The sequence below is a fragment of the Winogradskyella immobilis genome, assembly GCF_021887715.1.
In the GTDB taxonomy this organism is placed as follows: Bacteria; Bacteroidota; Bacteroidia; order Flavobacteriales; family Flavobacteriaceae; genus Winogradskyella; species Winogradskyella immobilis.
The window spans coordinates 163,905-178,160 of the sequence record NZ_JAIQXX010000003.1 but is presented as its reverse complement, the minus strand read 5'-3'; the positions used below and the strand labels follow the sequence as shown (position 1 = coordinate 178,160).

16 protein-coding genes are annotated in these 14,256 nt (G+C 31.6%); 1 reads left to right on the top strand and 15 read right to left on the bottom strand.

Going from position 1 to position 14,256, the window contains the following annotated elements; all coding sequences use genetic code 11:
• Nucleotides 1–9: 9 nt before the first annotated feature.
• From menA to K8Z87_RS03740, 7 genes are all read right to left on the bottom strand, one after another.
• On the bottom strand, nt 10–915 hold the full coding sequence (gene menA, locus K8Z87_RS03770; protein ID WP_227476147.1) for a 1,4-dihydroxy-2-naphthoate octaprenyltransferase: 906 nt from the start codon (nt 913–915) through the stop codon (nt 10–12).
• A 16-nt stretch (nt 916–931) separates the two neighbouring features.
• Nucleotides 932–1,771 carry a 1,4-dihydroxy-2-naphthoyl-CoA synthase gene (locus tag K8Z87_RS03765; RefSeq protein ID WP_227476146.1) on the bottom strand — a complete coding sequence of 280 codons (840 nt, stop codon included), beginning with the start codon at nt 1,769–1,771 and terminating at the stop codon, nt 932–934.
• Nucleotides 1,772–1,851: 80 nt separating this feature from the next.
• Nucleotides 1,852–2,682, bottom strand: coding sequence for a CvfB family protein (locus tag K8Z87_RS03760; RefSeq protein WP_227476145.1), 831 nt, complete (start codon nt 2,680–2,682; stop codon nt 1,852–1,854).
• Nucleotides 2,683–2,794: 112 nt separating this feature from the next.
• The gene (locus K8Z87_RS03755; RefSeq protein WP_227476144.1) at nt 2,795–3,136 is read right to left on the bottom strand and encodes a DUF2853 family protein; all 342 of its coding nucleotides are present in this window, start codon (nt 3,134–3,136) and stop codon (nt 2,795–2,797) included.
• 87 nt (nt 3,137–3,223) lie between these two features.
• Nucleotides 3,224–4,933: a 2-succinyl-5-enolpyruvyl-6-hydroxy-3-cyclohexene-1-carboxylic-acid synthase gene (gene menD / locus K8Z87_RS03750; RefSeq protein ID WP_227476143.1), complete on the bottom strand. Its 1,710-nt coding sequence runs from the start codon at nt 4,931–4,933 to the stop codon at nt 3,224–3,226.
• A gap of 36 nt (nt 4,934–4,969) precedes the next feature.
• Entirely contained in the window at nt 4,970–6,079 is a 1,110-nt protein-coding gene (locus K8Z87_RS03745) for a chorismate-binding protein (RefSeq protein WP_227476142.1), read from the bottom strand.
• Nucleotide 6,080: 1 nt separating this feature from the next.
• Nucleotides 6,081–6,506, bottom strand: coding sequence for a PaaI family thioesterase (locus tag K8Z87_RS03740; protein ID WP_227476141.1), 426 nt, complete (start codon nt 6,504–6,506; stop codon nt 6,081–6,083).
• Between the two features lie 54 nt (nt 6,507–6,560).
• Here K8Z87_RS03740 and K8Z87_RS03735 point away from each other — a divergent pair, with 54 nt between their 5' ends.
• Complete coding sequence (locus K8Z87_RS03735) at nt 6,561–7,199, top strand: alpha/beta hydrolase (protein ID WP_227476140.1); 639 nt, start codon at nt 6,561–6,563, stop codon at nt 7,197–7,199.
• 35 nt (nt 7,200–7,234) lie between these two features.
• Here the strand turns inward: K8Z87_RS03735 and K8Z87_RS03730 are convergent, their stop codons facing one another.
• From K8Z87_RS03730 to K8Z87_RS03695, 8 genes are all read right to left on the bottom strand, one after another.
• Nucleotides 7,235–7,612 (bottom strand): hypothetical protein, encoded by a 378-nt coding sequence (locus tag K8Z87_RS03730; RefSeq protein WP_227476139.1) that lies wholly within the window; start codon nt 7,610–7,612, stop codon nt 7,235–7,237.
• 189 nt (nt 7,613–7,801) lie between these two features.
• Nucleotides 7,802–8,671, bottom strand: a complete 870-nt coding sequence (locus tag K8Z87_RS03725) for a DUF6503 family protein (protein WP_227476138.1) — start codon at nt 8,669–8,671, stop codon at nt 7,802–7,804.
• Nucleotides 8,672–8,723: 52 nt separating this feature from the next.
• On the bottom strand, nt 8,724–9,974 hold the full coding sequence (locus tag K8Z87_RS03720) for an RNA polymerase sigma factor (protein WP_227476137.1): 1,251 nt from the start codon (nt 9,972–9,974) through the stop codon (nt 8,724–8,726).
• Entirely contained in the window at nt 9,974–10,321 is a 348-nt protein-coding gene (locus K8Z87_RS03715; RefSeq protein ID WP_227476136.1) for a YciI family protein, read from the bottom strand. Before K8Z87_RS03715 ends, K8Z87_RS03720 begins: the two co-directional genes overlap by 1 nt.
• A gap of 79 nt (nt 10,322–10,400) precedes the next feature.
• Nucleotides 10,401–10,820 (bottom strand): hypothetical protein, encoded by a 420-nt coding sequence (locus tag K8Z87_RS03710; protein ID WP_227476135.1) that lies wholly within the window; start codon nt 10,818–10,820, stop codon nt 10,401–10,403.
• A gap of 2 nt (nt 10,821–10,822) precedes the next feature.
• Nucleotides 10,823–11,788 carry an alpha/beta hydrolase gene (locus tag K8Z87_RS03705; RefSeq protein ID WP_227476134.1) on the bottom strand — a complete coding sequence of 322 codons (966 nt, stop codon included), beginning with the start codon at nt 11,786–11,788 and terminating at the stop codon, nt 10,823–10,825.
• 62 nt (nt 11,789–11,850) lie between these two features.
• Nucleotides 11,851–12,798, bottom strand: a complete 948-nt coding sequence (locus tag K8Z87_RS03700; protein WP_227476133.1) for an NAD(P)H-dependent flavin oxidoreductase — start codon at nt 12,796–12,798, stop codon at nt 11,851–11,853.
• A gap of 66 nt (nt 12,799–12,864) precedes the next feature.
• The gene (locus tag K8Z87_RS03695) at nt 12,865–14,094 is read right to left on the bottom strand and encodes a class I SAM-dependent rRNA methyltransferase (protein ID WP_227476132.1); all 1,230 of its coding nucleotides are present in this window, start codon (nt 14,092–14,094) and stop codon (nt 12,865–12,867) included.
• Nucleotides 14,095–14,256: the final 162 nt, after the last annotated feature.

The following is a 14,256-nucleotide window of genomic DNA, read 5'->3' as shown; positions in this document are numbered from 1 at the left end:
TAATTTGAATTAATAAAGATAATACCCAATACCCAACAATAAGGAAAATAAAAATGTAGACAATGCTAAAACCTTTAATTGACTATCATAGTCACTCGGAACTTTAGCATTTTTAACATGCATTAAATGCCTTATTAAAGGAATAAAACTCAGTAAGAATAATAGATTATAAGGTTCTACATAATAAAGCAAACCAAATGCAAGTGCAGTAACCATAGCTCCAACAATTAAAACATAATGGTATTGTTTGGCTAATTTATGACCTAATTTAACTGCTAGCGTTATTTTACCTGCTTTTTCATCAGACTCAATATCTCGCATGTTATTTAAGTTTAATACACCAACACTTAACAACCCTAAAGCTGTAGCAGGAAGAAAAACTAAGTGATCTATTGTTTTTACATTAAGTATATAAGTACCTATGACACTTATAAACCCAAAAAATATAAATACAAAAACATCTCCCAAAGCTCTATAGCCATATGGAGAATCACCCATTGTGTAATTTAAAGCCGCATACATAGAAAGGCCACCTAAAAAGACAAAAAGTATAACATACAAAAGATTAGTATGCCCAAAAGACACATAAATTAAACCTAAGGTAGAGAATATAACTACTAGAATATTCTTTTTAATAGCCTCTAACATTTGATCTGGCGTAATAGCTCCACTTTGTATGGCGCGTTTAGGCCCAACACGATCTTCATTATCTGTTCCTCGTACTCCATCTCCATAATCATTAGCTAGATTAGACAGTACTTGTAAACTTATTGTTGTTAGTATGGCTAGTAGCAATATCCATATATTGAATCTGCCATTGTATGCTGCCAAACAGGTTCCTATAACGATGCCCGAAACAGATAAAGGCAACGTTCTTAGACGCATAGCAGAAAGCCAAGGTTTTAGATTTTTCATCACCAGATGTTAAAAATTAAGGAATCCATTTTTTATCAAAGTTTGGTTTGCGTTTTTCTAAAAACGCATCTCTTCCTTCTTTAGCTTCATCAGTCATGTATGCTAAACGTGTGGCTTCACCTGCAAAAACTTGTTGTCCTACCATACCATCATCCGTAAGGTTCATTGCAAATTTTAGCATTTTAATAGAAGTTGGAGATTTAGCTAATATTTCTTGTGCCCATTGATAGGCTGTAGTTTCTAATTCTGCATGTGGAATTACGGCATTTACCATTCCCATTTCATATGCTTCTTGAGCAGAGTAATTTCTACCTAAGAAAAAGATCTCTCTTGCTTTTTTTTGCCCTACCATTTTTGCCAAATACGCAGATCCATAACCGCCATCAAAACTGGTTACATCAGCATCTGTTTGTTTAAAAATAGCATGTTCCTTACTTGCTAGAGTTAAATCGCAAACAACATGTAAACTATGTCCTCCACCAACAGCCCAACCCGGAACAACAGCAATAACTGCTTTTGGCATAAAACGAATTAACCGTTGCACTTCTAAAATATTTAAGCGGTGATAGCCATCATCTCCAACATAGCCTTGATGTCCTCTGGCTTTTTGATCACCTCCAGAACAAAAACTCCAAACTCCATCTTTAGTAGATGGACCTTCTGCACTTAATAAAACCACGCCTATATTTACGTCTTCATTAGCATCATAAAAAGCATCGTAAAGCTCTGAAGTAGTTTTTGGACGAAATGCATTTCTTACGTTAGGCCTATTAAATGCTATTCTGGCAACTCCATTACTTTTTTGGTACGTTATATCTTCATAAGATTTAACCGTTACCCAATCTATCTGACTCATTCTACTTGAAATTTGTAGTGTAAAAATAAGGAAATAATAGCAATGCTATTATTCTAATTATAGTAAAAGATTAACTGTTTTTATTTGAGATAAATACCATCTGATTTAATCTCTATCTGACGTTCTTTATATAGTGTGCCAATAGCTTTTTTGAAGCTTTTTTTACTCATTTCAAGCTGTTCTTTTATAGCTTCAGGGCTGGATTTGTCGTGCAAAGGGATAAAACCACTATTATCATGTAGCTCATTTAAAATAAACTCGGCATTGGGCTCAATATTTCTATAGCCAATTTGGTTTAATGAAATATCTAATTTATTATCTGGTCTTACTTTTTTGACAATGCCTTTTAATCGATCTCCTACACTTATATCTTTATAAATGTCATCTTTAAAAATTAGTCCTAAATGCACCTTGTTAATAATAACATTCATCCCTAAATCCGAAGGATGAGATACAATAATATCTACTTCATCAAACTGAGCGACAGTAAGTTCTTTATTATTTAAAAAGCTATTGGTTTTACTAGAAGCGACCAAACGGTTAGATTCAGTATCTAAGTAACAATGCACTAAATACCAGCCGCCTTTCTTCATTTTAAACGCTTGTTCTCTAAATGGACAAAACAATTCTTTTACCAATCCCCAATCTAAAAAAGCACCATAATCATTAACTTGATTACATCTTAAAAGTGCAAAGTCATTTACTATAATAAACGGATGATCTGTTGTTGCTACAGGTCGTTCTTCGTTATCTAAATACACAAAAACTTCTATTTCATCATCAATTTCAAAAGTTTCTGGCACATAACGGTTAGGTAACAATACTTCGTTTTCTTCATTATCACCCAAAAAGAGACCTGGTTCAGTATCTCTAAGTATTCGTAAGGTATTGTATTCTCCTAAGTGTATCATGCGGCAAAGGTATTGATATTTTTTTCAGATACTGATATAAATTTAAGGATAAAGAAAAAGCGTTACCGCTCTATAAAGAACAATAACGCTTAATCGATCTGAGAACAATTTCTTATTTATAAACAGACTCCTTTTTAAAATGTTTTGCTAACATATAATAAATCACAGCTCTGTACTTATTTCTATTAGAGCGTCCATAAGTTTCTATTACTGAATCTATAGCGCCATCTAAATCTCCACTATCACTAAGCCCTAATTTTTTGATTAGAAAATTATTTTTAACCGTTGCTAATTCTTTCTCGTCAGAACCTGAAACTGTTGAAGAATCTGCATTGTATATTGAAGGTCCTAAACCTACTGTAACTTTGGTTAATAAATCCATATCTGGATTAACTCCGCATTTATCTTTTAAATCTGCAGCGTATTTTACTATTAAGTCGTCTCTTTTACTCATTTTTAAATAATTTTGATTGTTAAGATTTTAAAGGTAACTATTTTTAAGACACATTGAATAGTAAAAAGTCACATGTTAACTTAAATTTTACTTTATAAACTTAAAATAGTTTAAGAGTACCTCATCATTGATCTCTGATGGTGTGAAAATTTCTAAAAGTTTAGGTTGATTTTCATCATTATAAAATTTAGATAATTCTGTTTTTAATTCAGAATCATTACTTGCCTTACTATAATAAAACCCATACATATCGCATAGATGGCTTGCAGTAAGTTGGTGTTTGGTTTCAAAATAAGTATCGAAATTTTCTGTGTTTTTATGACCTGGAAGTATTCTAAATATACCACCGCCACTATTGTTTATGACAATAATTCTAAACGAATTTGGTATATAATTGTTCCACAACGCATTGCTATCGTAAAAGAAACTCAAGTCTCCTGTTATAAAGGTTGTTCTTTTACCAGAAGCTAATGCTGCTCCAATAGCTGTACTTGTGCTCCCGTCAATACCACTTGTACCTCTATTACAAAATACCGTAACATCATTAGGCATTTGAAACAGCTGTGTGTACCTAATCGCAGAACTATTACCTACCTGTAATTGACTATCATTAGGTAATGATTGCAAAAGTCGATTAAATACTTTAAAATCTGAAAACGGAATCGTTTCTAGATAGTTTTCATGCTTTTTTCTTCGTTTAGATTTTACAGTTGACCAATACGGGTTATAATTACTCTCTACTACCTTAGAAAGTTTAGGGATAAACTGAGAAAAAAACTGATTTGGCGTCACCTTAAAATGATGTTTTAAACAAAAAAACGTGTCATTTGCTGAATACGGATCAATATGCCAATGCTGTTTAGGTTGGTATTTACGCAAAAATGCTTTTATCTTTTTTGAAACCACTAATCCTCCAAAAGTTAATAAGATTTCTGGTTGAAGTTTTAAAAAATCTTCGTCTTCTAAAGGTGCTATTATTTTATCTATTCCAGGAAAAAAGGATTCATGATGTATATTGGAAGTTGTTTCTGTAAACACAATAACACTATTATCATTAGCAAAAGCATCTATCCATTGTTGCTCTATAGTATTGGGCGAATTTACCCCGACTAAAATGAGTTTTCGTGTTGCTTTATCCCATTGGTTAATATAATTAGTTAAATCTTCATCAAAACCATTAATATTCAATTTTTCTTCAATATTAGGTGCAATATTTACAGATAACTCATTTATTATTTCGTATAAAGGTTCGTTAAAAGGACAATTAATATGTACTGGACCCGATTCTAATCTTGCTTTATTAAAAGCTAAATTAATTTCAGAGGTATTGTATTTATTTATTTCATTTTGAAGATTTAAAGTATCTACCTTATCGCTACTTTGTAGATCTAGTTTAAGATTAGCATTATAAAACACATGATCTCCATATACATTTTTTTGTTTCACCGTTTGTCCATCTCCAATATCTAATAAATATTCTGGTCGATCTGCAGAAATCACAACTAAAGGAATTCTGCTATAAAATGCTTCGGATACAGCTGGATAGTAATTTAACAATGCACTGCCAGAAGTACAAACTACGGCAACTGGTTGTAGTAATTGTTGAGCCATACCTAAAGCAAAAAAAGCGGCACAACGTTCATCGACAATACTATAGCATTTAAAATCATTGTTATGAGTAAAACCAATAGTTAAAGGTGCATTTCTACTTCCAGGAGAAATAACAATATGAGTAATATTATGTGCTTTACATAATGCAACTATAGTTTGAGATAAAGGGATTTTTGAATGCTTCATTTATAATACAAACATACAAAAAAGCATGTGGCTTTGCTATAAGACTTTTAGCATTGTTTTCGTTTTCTCAACGGTCTCATTCCATTCGTTTTGGGGCTCGGAAGCTTTTGTAATTCCGCCTCCGACATAAATTAATGCTTTATTAGATTGTATTTGCATACAACGCAAGTTGACATAAAAATTAGATTGCGTCTTAACAACACCATAAGCATTATTCTCAACATTTCTTCGGTTGATATTTCTTGTATTTGTACTTTTTAAATTGAGTTCTCCCAAAAATCCTGTATAGAATTCGCGATTGTAATCTTCATTATTTAAGATAAATGCTTTAGCTATAGTTTTAGGAAAACCACACACTGCTGGTGTTGGATGTAATGCCAAAATGATATCTTCTAAACGTGAGTCTTTATGATCTAAACGTGCAGTAATCCTAGTTTTTAGATGTAATAATTGACCTGCTCTTACAGTTTCTATATTGGAAGTTTTTATGCTTTGAACATAAGGTTTTATTTGTTCTGTAATATAATCAGTAACTATTTGCTGTTCTTCTAATTCTTTAGCTGACCATTGTACTTCATTGTTTTTGTTATAAGGTTTTGTCCCAGCTAAAGAAATGGTAGTTAACTGCTTCCCTTCTACTTTTAACAATAACTCTGGAGTAGCACCTAACCAAAGTCCAACCTTAGGATGATACCAACAATATACCATAGCATTTTTGTAAGTATTGAATAAACGTTTAAAAACAGTTATTGGATCATCCTGTATAGTTTCAGTTTTGCATCTCGATAATACCACTTTAGACAAATCGGAGTCCTCAATAGTTTTAATTGCTTCTGTAACTAATTTTATATGTGATTGGCTATCTGGTTCGGTAGTCGTTTTATTAGCAGGCATTTCTACATCTAACATCTCAACCTTGATACTTAAATGAGTACTGTTGTCACTAGGTATAAGTATCGATTTTTCATCTAAATTAAACGGAGAAAAAACAAATCCACTTTCAGTAAATGTATTTGTCGTATAGTATGCATCATCATTCTGAAGCCAACACTTTATTTTAGAATCTACAGGTCTACTGTAAACTACAAAAGGTAGATCTTCTGAATAGTGTTTTGTTAACGCGTCAAAAAATGTTTGAGCGTCCATTTTACTTTTGTTTTGGTAATGTAATTGTAGATAATCTACAAATAGATATTAAATTATCTTCATCATCTGTAACTCTAATATCTAAAAGTTGAGTTGTACGTCCTTTGTGCAAAAATGTAGCTTTTGCATAAACGAAACCACTTTTAACGGCTTTTAGGTGATTTGCAGTAATCTCTAAACCTCTTACAAAAAACTGATCTCTATCTGTAAATATATGAGCTGCATAACTACCTACACTTTCTGCTAATGCAGCTGTAGCTCCTCCGTGTAGCACACCATCTGGCTGATGAACTTTTGGTGTCACTGGCATACGAGCTGTTAGTGTATTATCTGTATAATCTACAACTTCAATACCTAAAGTTTCCATTAGCGTATTTTTATTTACAGCATTGATTTGATTCAATAATTCTTCTTTAGATATTTGCATAGTAATGCCTACTTTTAATGGCAGAAAACAAAAGTACTGAAACTACAAATAAAAATGAATCAGGAAGAAAAAGAAATCACATATACCACTAGCAACTCATATTCTACATTAAACCAATTGACAGCACAAACTAAAAATGTATGGTTGGTTTGTCATGGCATGGGCTATCTAAGTCGCTATTTTTTAAAGTATTTTAAAGATTTAAATTCTGAAGAAAATTACATTATTGCACCACAAGCGCCCAGTAAATATTATATACAACCTAAAATGCATGTCGGCGCTAATTGGTTAACTCGAGATAATACTAGTGATGGCATGGACAATATTTTAAATTATATAGATGCTGTTTTAGATAAAGAAGTTATTCCAAAAAATGTAAATCTCATAATTCTAGGTTATTCTCAAGGAGTTAGTATTGCTACGCGTTATATGGTTAAACGCCAATTGCAATGTTCGCAATTGGTATTGCATTCTGGCGGAATTCCTATAGAATTAATCGCCGATGATTTTAAATATTTATCGAAAGATTGCAATGTTAAACTGATCTATGGTACTGAGGATGAATATATAGATGCAAATCGTATTAAAAAAGAGATTATAAAAGCAAATGATTTATTTGGAGAACGCTTGTCTATTATGCCGTTTAATGGCAAGCACGTTGTTAATGTTGATTATATAAATAACCTTGTTTAAATGTTATTAATTATTCTGTAATACTAATTCTATTTTCAATTTTCTAGGAGTGTACTTGCCCACTTAATAGCGGTTTCTAGTTCATCAAATTCTTTCGATTTCTTTTTTAAGAAATGACTTTCCATAGTATAGGTACTTACATTAGTCTTTAAATAATTGACTACAGCTATAGCCAAAAGATTTTTAACTTTTATCACTTCGTAATACACCATAACATCTATAGAATAAGAATGTTTTCTATTAGCGATATATATAAATTTCTTATCACCGAAGTAGTCAATAATTGTGCTCATTATTTTATTATGCTCATTAATTCCAATATGAACTCCTTCATTTTGAGTAGAGATGACATAATTTTCATAGAATTGTAAAGTTCCAAAATTAAATTTTGTTATTTGAAATGGTTGATTCATTGTAATAATATAGGGTTAATTACAGTGTCCTAAATTATAAAATTATTGCTGTTATTCTAATTAATGATTTATAAAATCTAGTGTGAATTCTTAAAGTCATTAACTATCAATATTATAGCAAGCAAAAGTTTTTACAAACAAAAAAGGAAGCATTAAATGCTTCCTTTTATATATTTATATCAATTAGTTTTATTCAACACTCATTATGTTTTCTGGTGTAAATCCATTATTAAATGAAATATTAGTTAAGGTTTGGTTGATACTAGGTATCTCGCCATACTCACCATTCTCATTTGGCATAAAATACGTGCGTTTTGTTGCTATCTTTTGTCCTTCTACATCTTCATATTCGTAATTTGCAATAATCGCTGGTACATTAACTCCTAATGCTGGCAAAGAGAAAAAGAAACGATCAATCATCTTTGTTTCTGGATTAACATACAAAATATAAATATCGTTTTGTTCTTTTCCAGTGATTTCAGAATCGTAAGTGATTCCTACTTTATCATACATAGTACCGTTATAATCTTCTTGCCCCATATATTTAGCAATAGTACCTGCGTCGTTTAGCTTATATGGCATTACAAACCAAAAATAATTTGCACGTCTTAAAAACTCACTAGTACCAACTGCTTGTGGGTCTTCTACTTTTTTGTCACCTAACATAGCTATAGTTGTTTCTCCATCAAAATATTGCATCATATCGCCTTCTGCACCAGGCATAGCGTTAACATCATGCTGTGTATAATGTGCAAAGGACGCTTCGGTATCGAAAATATAACGCTCCATAGATACATCTGCCTTGTCATCTGGAAGACGATAATCATAAGTATATTGTACATCTTTTTTACTCCAAAGATCATTCCATCCACCATGTGCATATTCTATAGATGCCAAAATTGAACTTGGATCTTCAGTATTATATATTGGTGCTTTAGCTACTTCTTCTGTTTCTTTAGATTGTTGAGTTGTCTCTGTTTCTTTCTTAGTTTCTCCGCAAGCGCTTATAATTAAGGCTAAACTAAGAACTAATAATCGGAATTGTTTTTTTGTATTCATAATCATTTTGGTTTTAATGTAATTCGTTTAGATTTATAAAATTACGCCTTTTTTAATTACTCGTATTATTTAACCATTTCGTTTTCTTTTTTAAAAGATAGTCTCGCTCTAAATTATTTGTAACATTTTCTATAGCTATATCTATATTCGTTAATGCTTTTTCTAACATTTTTATATTAAAATAATAATCTGCTTTAGTTGCATAGTATAAATACTTTCGCTGTTCAAAATCTTCTGGATTTATTTTCTTTAAATGATCTTTTGCACCGTCATAATCTTCTTTTTGTAGACATATTACTGCCATAGTTAACTGATGAGATGACATTGGTTGTAGTTGGTCTAATGCCTCATACCACTTTAAAATTTTGTTCCAATTGGTGTCTTCAAAAGTTTTAGCACGCAAATGCTCTGCAGCTATAGCTGCTTCGTAATGATAACATGAAAAACTTTCTGTTTCTACTGCTTTATGCATGGTGTTATTTCCAAGCTCTATTAATGGAAAATGCCATAAAGATCTATCTTGTTGTTTTAAGCCTAGTATTTCATTATTGACACCTACTTTAGTTTCTAATCTTGCAGAATGAAAACACATCAATGCAAAAAGCGCATAAGTCTCTGGAGATCTTGTGTCTTTACGCTTTAGTAATAATTGGCATAAACGCATAGCTTCTCCACACAAATCTTCTCTAATTAATTGTTCTTTATTATTAGAGTGAAATCCTTCATTGAAAATGAGATACAATACCTCCATAACACTCTCTAAACGCTCTGGTAATGCTTTTCCTTTAGGAATATTGAATTGTATATCAGATTTTTTAATAGCCTTTCTGGCGCGCATTAAACGCTTTTTGACAGTATCTTCTTTTGCGAGTAATGCTGAAGCAATTTCTTTAGTACTAAAACCCGAAACCGTTTTTAAAGCAAAGGATATGCGATCTCTAGGATCTAGCTGAAGATGACAAGCAGTAAATATCATTCTTAGCTGTGCATCTTCAATTTCGGTATCTAAAAACAACTCGTTGATAGCGATGGCATCTGTACCTGTAGTAATAGTTGAATAATGCTTTTTTTGAGTTTTGAGCGTTCTAAAAATATCTAACACTCTGTTTTTTGCGGCTTTGGTTAGCCAAGCTTCAGGATATTCTGGTTGTTGTTTACGCCATGATAAGCTGGCCTTTATAAATGTATCTTGTACAGCATCTTCTATAATGTCTAGATGTTGTAGCCCAAAAATACGTATTAAAACAGAGACCATCTTTCCACTATGATGACGAAATAGATGGTCTACTAGTTTATGTTCCATTATCTATCAAATACCATGATTTCACGAATCTCTACAGTATTTCCTAAATCATAATCTGGAAAATCTTGAGCAATCTCTTGCACTGTATCAAAATCTTCGGCTTCTACTAAATAAAATCCACCAACAATTTCTTTTACTTCAGCAGAAGTTAAATCTGTAACTGTTCTGTTTTTACCAACAACACGTCTTATCTGTGGAGTTAAAGCTTCACCACCTCTTAAAATACCTGCATTTTCCATTTTACTTCCCCAAGCAAACCATTTCTCCATTCTACCCTGCATTTCTTCTGGAGATAAACCAAGGTCTGTGTATTCTTTTCCAACGAAAATCATCATGAAATTTTTCATAAGTTTTAAAATTTAATTGTTTATATACTTAAGACGCTTATTAAACTATAAACGAGGACATATTTAATTTTTTTATTTCTTAAATTGTATCAAAAGGTAATACATCTGGCTGTAAATATGCTGCTTTCGCCGTTTCTAAATTAAATACATCAAAACTATAATGGCTTTCTATTAAAGCTTTAAAACTAGTTTTTAGCCTAGGGAATTCAATTATAAAATCTTTAAAATTACTAGATTTAGATTTTTGCATAAAATGATGTGTTATATATACGGCAGCTACTGTTAAGGTTGCATTATATTTATCTCTAGCTCCAACAAAAACGACAAATTTTTTTAATTGTTCTTGGATTTGTTTTGAAGCTTTATCTTTTCCATAATTACTAATCATTAACCAAGCTAATCTTAAATGTGCCTCGTGAGAAAACAACTTAGGATCTAACTTACAATCTTTAAATTGTTGTAAAAAATCAATATCTGAAATGTAAAAATGCTCCTCCACTTTTATGGATTAAAACGGTTGATAAACCCAGTAAACGAATTGATAAAATGTGGCCTAGGTGTTTCCATAAATGCTGCATGATCTCCTCCAGAAATAACAATCCAACTTTTATCTCCAGTTTTTAAACGCGTAAATAATTTGGCTTGTCTATCGGTTGGAGCAATAGGATCAAACTCACCTTGTAATATTAAAACTGGTATTTCAATTTGTTCTGGACTCAATGTATTATATATAACTTCGTCTTTCCAATCTACTTTAATTGGATCACTTTCTAGTGCCATTTTTACATAAGTATCAATCGCATTTTGACTAATACTTCCTGATATAATAAAATCGCTAGCAGCACTCTCTGCTGTTGTTTTTAATTTTTTTAACTGAATGTCTTTTGGACTTTCTTGAAATGTATAATCTAAATCTAACCAAAACCCAAATAACGTTAAACTTGCCATGTGTTCTGAGTTTTTCTGTGCCGCTAATAACGACAATGTAGACCCATTAGACCAACCAAACAAATGTACTTTTTGATTACCGTTTTGTGCAGAAATCCATTTCATTACATTTAAAATATCATTAGAGGCTTTTTCTGGCGTATTCCATTCTGTACTATCTCTAGGTGTACCGCCATAACCTCTTAAATCTAAAGCATATGTGGTATATCCTTGTTCTATAACTCCATCCATTAAAGATAAATCTTCTCCTTCTACTTGCAAATCGAAATCTGGCACTCCACTCCAAGTACGTCCATGAATGAACAACACAATTCCTTTTGGATTATTAGCTTTCTTTTCCCATAATGCCATAGGATGTCCTTCGGAATCTACTGTATGCTTAATACGTTCTGGTTTGGTTAAATTAGAAACAACCTCTACGGTTTCAATAGTTTTGTTTTCTGGTTTACATGAAAAAGATAGTAACGTTGTAATAAACACTACAGAGAATAAAATACGAATGGATTTTATATAAGACATTATTCTAGATTTAGAATTTGGTTAAAAATGCCTATAAATTTAGAGTTTTCTTTTATTTAAAACTAATTAATCAGTTTATCTACAATCGCTTTAACAGGAAGAATAGCTTTGGTATGCTCAATACTAGGTCCTGCAACCCAAACCGTTTTATATGTGGCCTTTTTTGCGGCCTTTTCGGTAGCTTTCATACCTATTGAAAAACGAATCATTTTTACCCATTTCTTTAATTTCCTGTTTTTATTGAGTAAGTTCTCTATCCAAGTGGCTTTGGTTCCTATTTTTTGAACATATGGAGTATTTATAACTGTGCATGGAGTTCCTGAAATACGTTCAGTCATTATAATATCTTTAGCTCCATAATCTACACAAGCCTGTTTATAATCATCAGTAACTCCAGCTTCTACGGAAGCAATAAAAGGACTTCCAACCGATACACCTTCTGCTCCATAACTCAACATACTATCTATATCTGCTTTACAACCAACTCCTCCAGCAGAAATTACAGGAATAGATAATTCATTACTTAATTGACCTATCAAAGCTTTTGGCGTAAGATTTCCGCGATGTCCACCTGCTTCATTATTTACAGCAATAGCTGCATCAGCTTCAAGGCCTTCTACTTTTTTAGCAAATTTTAAGTCCACAACATCACAAAACACTTTTATTCCTACTTTATGCGCTTGTCTAATAGTTTCTTCAGGACTTCCTAATGAAGTAATTATAAAATCACAGCCTTCTTCGCAGATCACTTCGAGCTGTCCTTTATATTTTAAATTCGATTTATTGACAATTAAATTAAAACCAAATGCTCCTCCTTCTACCTTATTAGCTTTAAGCTCTTTTAAAGCTATTCTTAATTCATCTAGTGTTCTATAATTTAATGCCGGAATACAACCTGCTATACCAGCATTCATCGCCTCAGTTACCATAGCAACATTAGATACCAAGAACATTGGTGCTTGAATGATTGGATATTTAATATTGAGTAATTGCGTGAGTTTGGTTTGCATAATTATCTCCTGGTTAAATCTGTTTTTACAAATATACTAATATTTTACTATGCATGCATAATAGTTTCATTCTAAGAATCGATAATAACCGCATTTTAAATATGCTCCTTCTGTAAATGTAACAGGATGATCTATATCGTGTTTAGTTTTTAATATCGTTTCAAAAAGTCTTGATTGTGCATTTAAAACACGTTGATTTAAATCGAAAAAAGACTGTGCTAATACTCTAGATGAACAAGACGCCAATACTAATAACCCGTTTTTAGTTGTGAGCTGAACTCCTAATTCTGCTAATTGTGTATATTTTTTCTTAGCCAATTCAATATCTGATTGTTGTTTTGCAAAACTTGGTGGATCAATTACCACAACATCAAATTTCTTTTTTCTTTTTATAAGATTTTTCATTTCTACAAAAGCATCTCCTGAAATGGTTTTATGTATTCCTGAATAATTATTTAATTTTCCATTTTCTCTTGCTATATCTAAAGCTTGTTTACTTATATCTAAACTTATAACCTCATCAGCTCCATTTGCTAATGCATGTACTGAAAATCCTCCTGCATAAGAAAACACATCGAGCACAGTTTTTCCTTTACTTAATTCTCCTACACGTCGTCTATTGTCTCTATGATCTAAAAAGTAACCTGTTTTATGACCTTTAATGACATTTGCCGAAAAGTGAACTCCATGTTCTACAAATTCTACAACCTCATTATCTAAAGTCCCATAGATAACTTCCCCATCTTTTAAACTATGATTGGTACTATTTTGAAGACTTCTGCTTAAACGCATGACTATCGTTTTAGCTTTTGAAGTTTCTTGAAGATTTTCTAAAATAGGTTTTAAATATGGTAACCATATTTCAGAATATAGTTTAACTACTAAAACATTAGCATATACATCTGCAATTAAACCAGGAAAACCGTCATTCTCCCCAAATAACAATCGATAACTATTAGTATTAGTTTCTAATAACTCAGAGCGTAAGGAGAACGCTTTTTTTATTTTAGCATGAAAGAATTCAGTATTAACTTCGGCCTTAGTTTCTGCATTATGAATTATCTTTATTCGTATAGGTGATTTTGCATCGTATAAACCTAAGCCAATAACTTTATTCTTATTCTTACTAAAAACTATTGCTAAATCCCCAGTTTTTGCATCGTCATTAATTTTTACGATACTGTTTGAAAACACCCAGGGATGTCCTTTTACAACAAATTGTTCTCCTTTTGCATTTAACTTTACAGCTAAACGTTTTGGATTATAGCTTGATTTAATTTTATCTGAAAAAGGCATTATTTGTTATTATATGTTCAAAAATAAAGTTTTTATCTCTTCATTTTGTCTTGAAACAAAACGAACCAAAAGTTCAAAACGATTTATTAGAAAAAAGTAAAGCCCAATGCTGTATTGGGCTTTACTTTTACTTATGTCTTTTGTCTTATGACTTTAGACCTA

Excerpts from the sequence above, each read along its gene's own strand:
- menA (WP_227476147.1), bottom strand. The coding sequence starts at position 915 with ATGAAAAATCTAAAACCTTGGCTTTCTGCTATGCGTCTAAGAACGTTG.
- K8Z87_RS03765 (WP_227476146.1), bottom strand. The coding sequence starts at position 1,771 with ATGAGTCAGATAGATTGGGTAACGGTTAAATCTTATGAAGATATAACG.
- K8Z87_RS03760 (WP_227476145.1), bottom strand. The coding sequence starts at position 2,682 with ATGATACACTTAGGAGAATACAATACCTTACGAATACTTAGAGATACT.
- K8Z87_RS03755 (WP_227476144.1), bottom strand. The coding sequence starts at position 3,136 with ATGAGTAAAAGAGACGACTTAATAGTAAAATACGCTGCAGATTTAAAA.
- menD (WP_227476143.1), bottom strand. The coding sequence starts at position 4,933 with ATGAAGCATTCAAAAATCCCTTTATCTCAAACTATAGTTGCATTATGT.
- K8Z87_RS03745 (WP_227476142.1), bottom strand. The coding sequence starts at position 6,079 with ATGGACGCTCAAACATTTTTTGACGCGTTAACAAAACACTATTCAGAA.
- K8Z87_RS03740 (WP_227476141.1), bottom strand. The coding sequence starts at position 6,506 with ATGCAAATATCTAAAGAAGAATTATTGAATCAAATCAATGCTGTAAAT.
- K8Z87_RS03735 (WP_227476140.1), top strand. The coding sequence starts at position 6,561 with ATGAATCAGGAAGAAAAAGAAATCACATATACCACTAGCAACTCATAT.
- K8Z87_RS03730 (WP_227476139.1), bottom strand. The coding sequence starts at position 7,612 with ATGAATCAACCATTTCAAATAACAAAATTTAATTTTGGAACTTTACAA.
- K8Z87_RS03725 (WP_227476138.1), bottom strand. The coding sequence starts at position 8,671 with ATGAATACAAAAAAACAATTCCGATTATTAGTTCTTAGTTTAGCCTTA.
- K8Z87_RS03720 (WP_227476137.1), bottom strand. The coding sequence starts at position 9,974 with ATGGAACATAAACTAGTAGACCATCTATTTCGTCATCATAGTGGAAAG.
- K8Z87_RS03715 (WP_227476136.1), bottom strand. The coding sequence starts at position 10,321 with ATGAAAAATTTCATGATGATTTTCGTTGGAAAAGAATACACAGACCTT.
- K8Z87_RS03705 (WP_227476134.1), bottom strand. The coding sequence starts at position 11,788 with ATGTCTTATATAAAATCCATTCGTATTTTATTCTCTGTAGTGTTTATT.
- K8Z87_RS03700 (WP_227476133.1), bottom strand. The coding sequence starts at position 12,798 with ATGCAAACCAAACTCACGCAATTACTCAATATTAAATATCCAATCATT.
- K8Z87_RS03695 (WP_227476132.1), bottom strand. The coding sequence starts at position 14,094 with ATGCCTTTTTCAGATAAAATTAAATCAAGCTATAATCCAAAACGTTTA.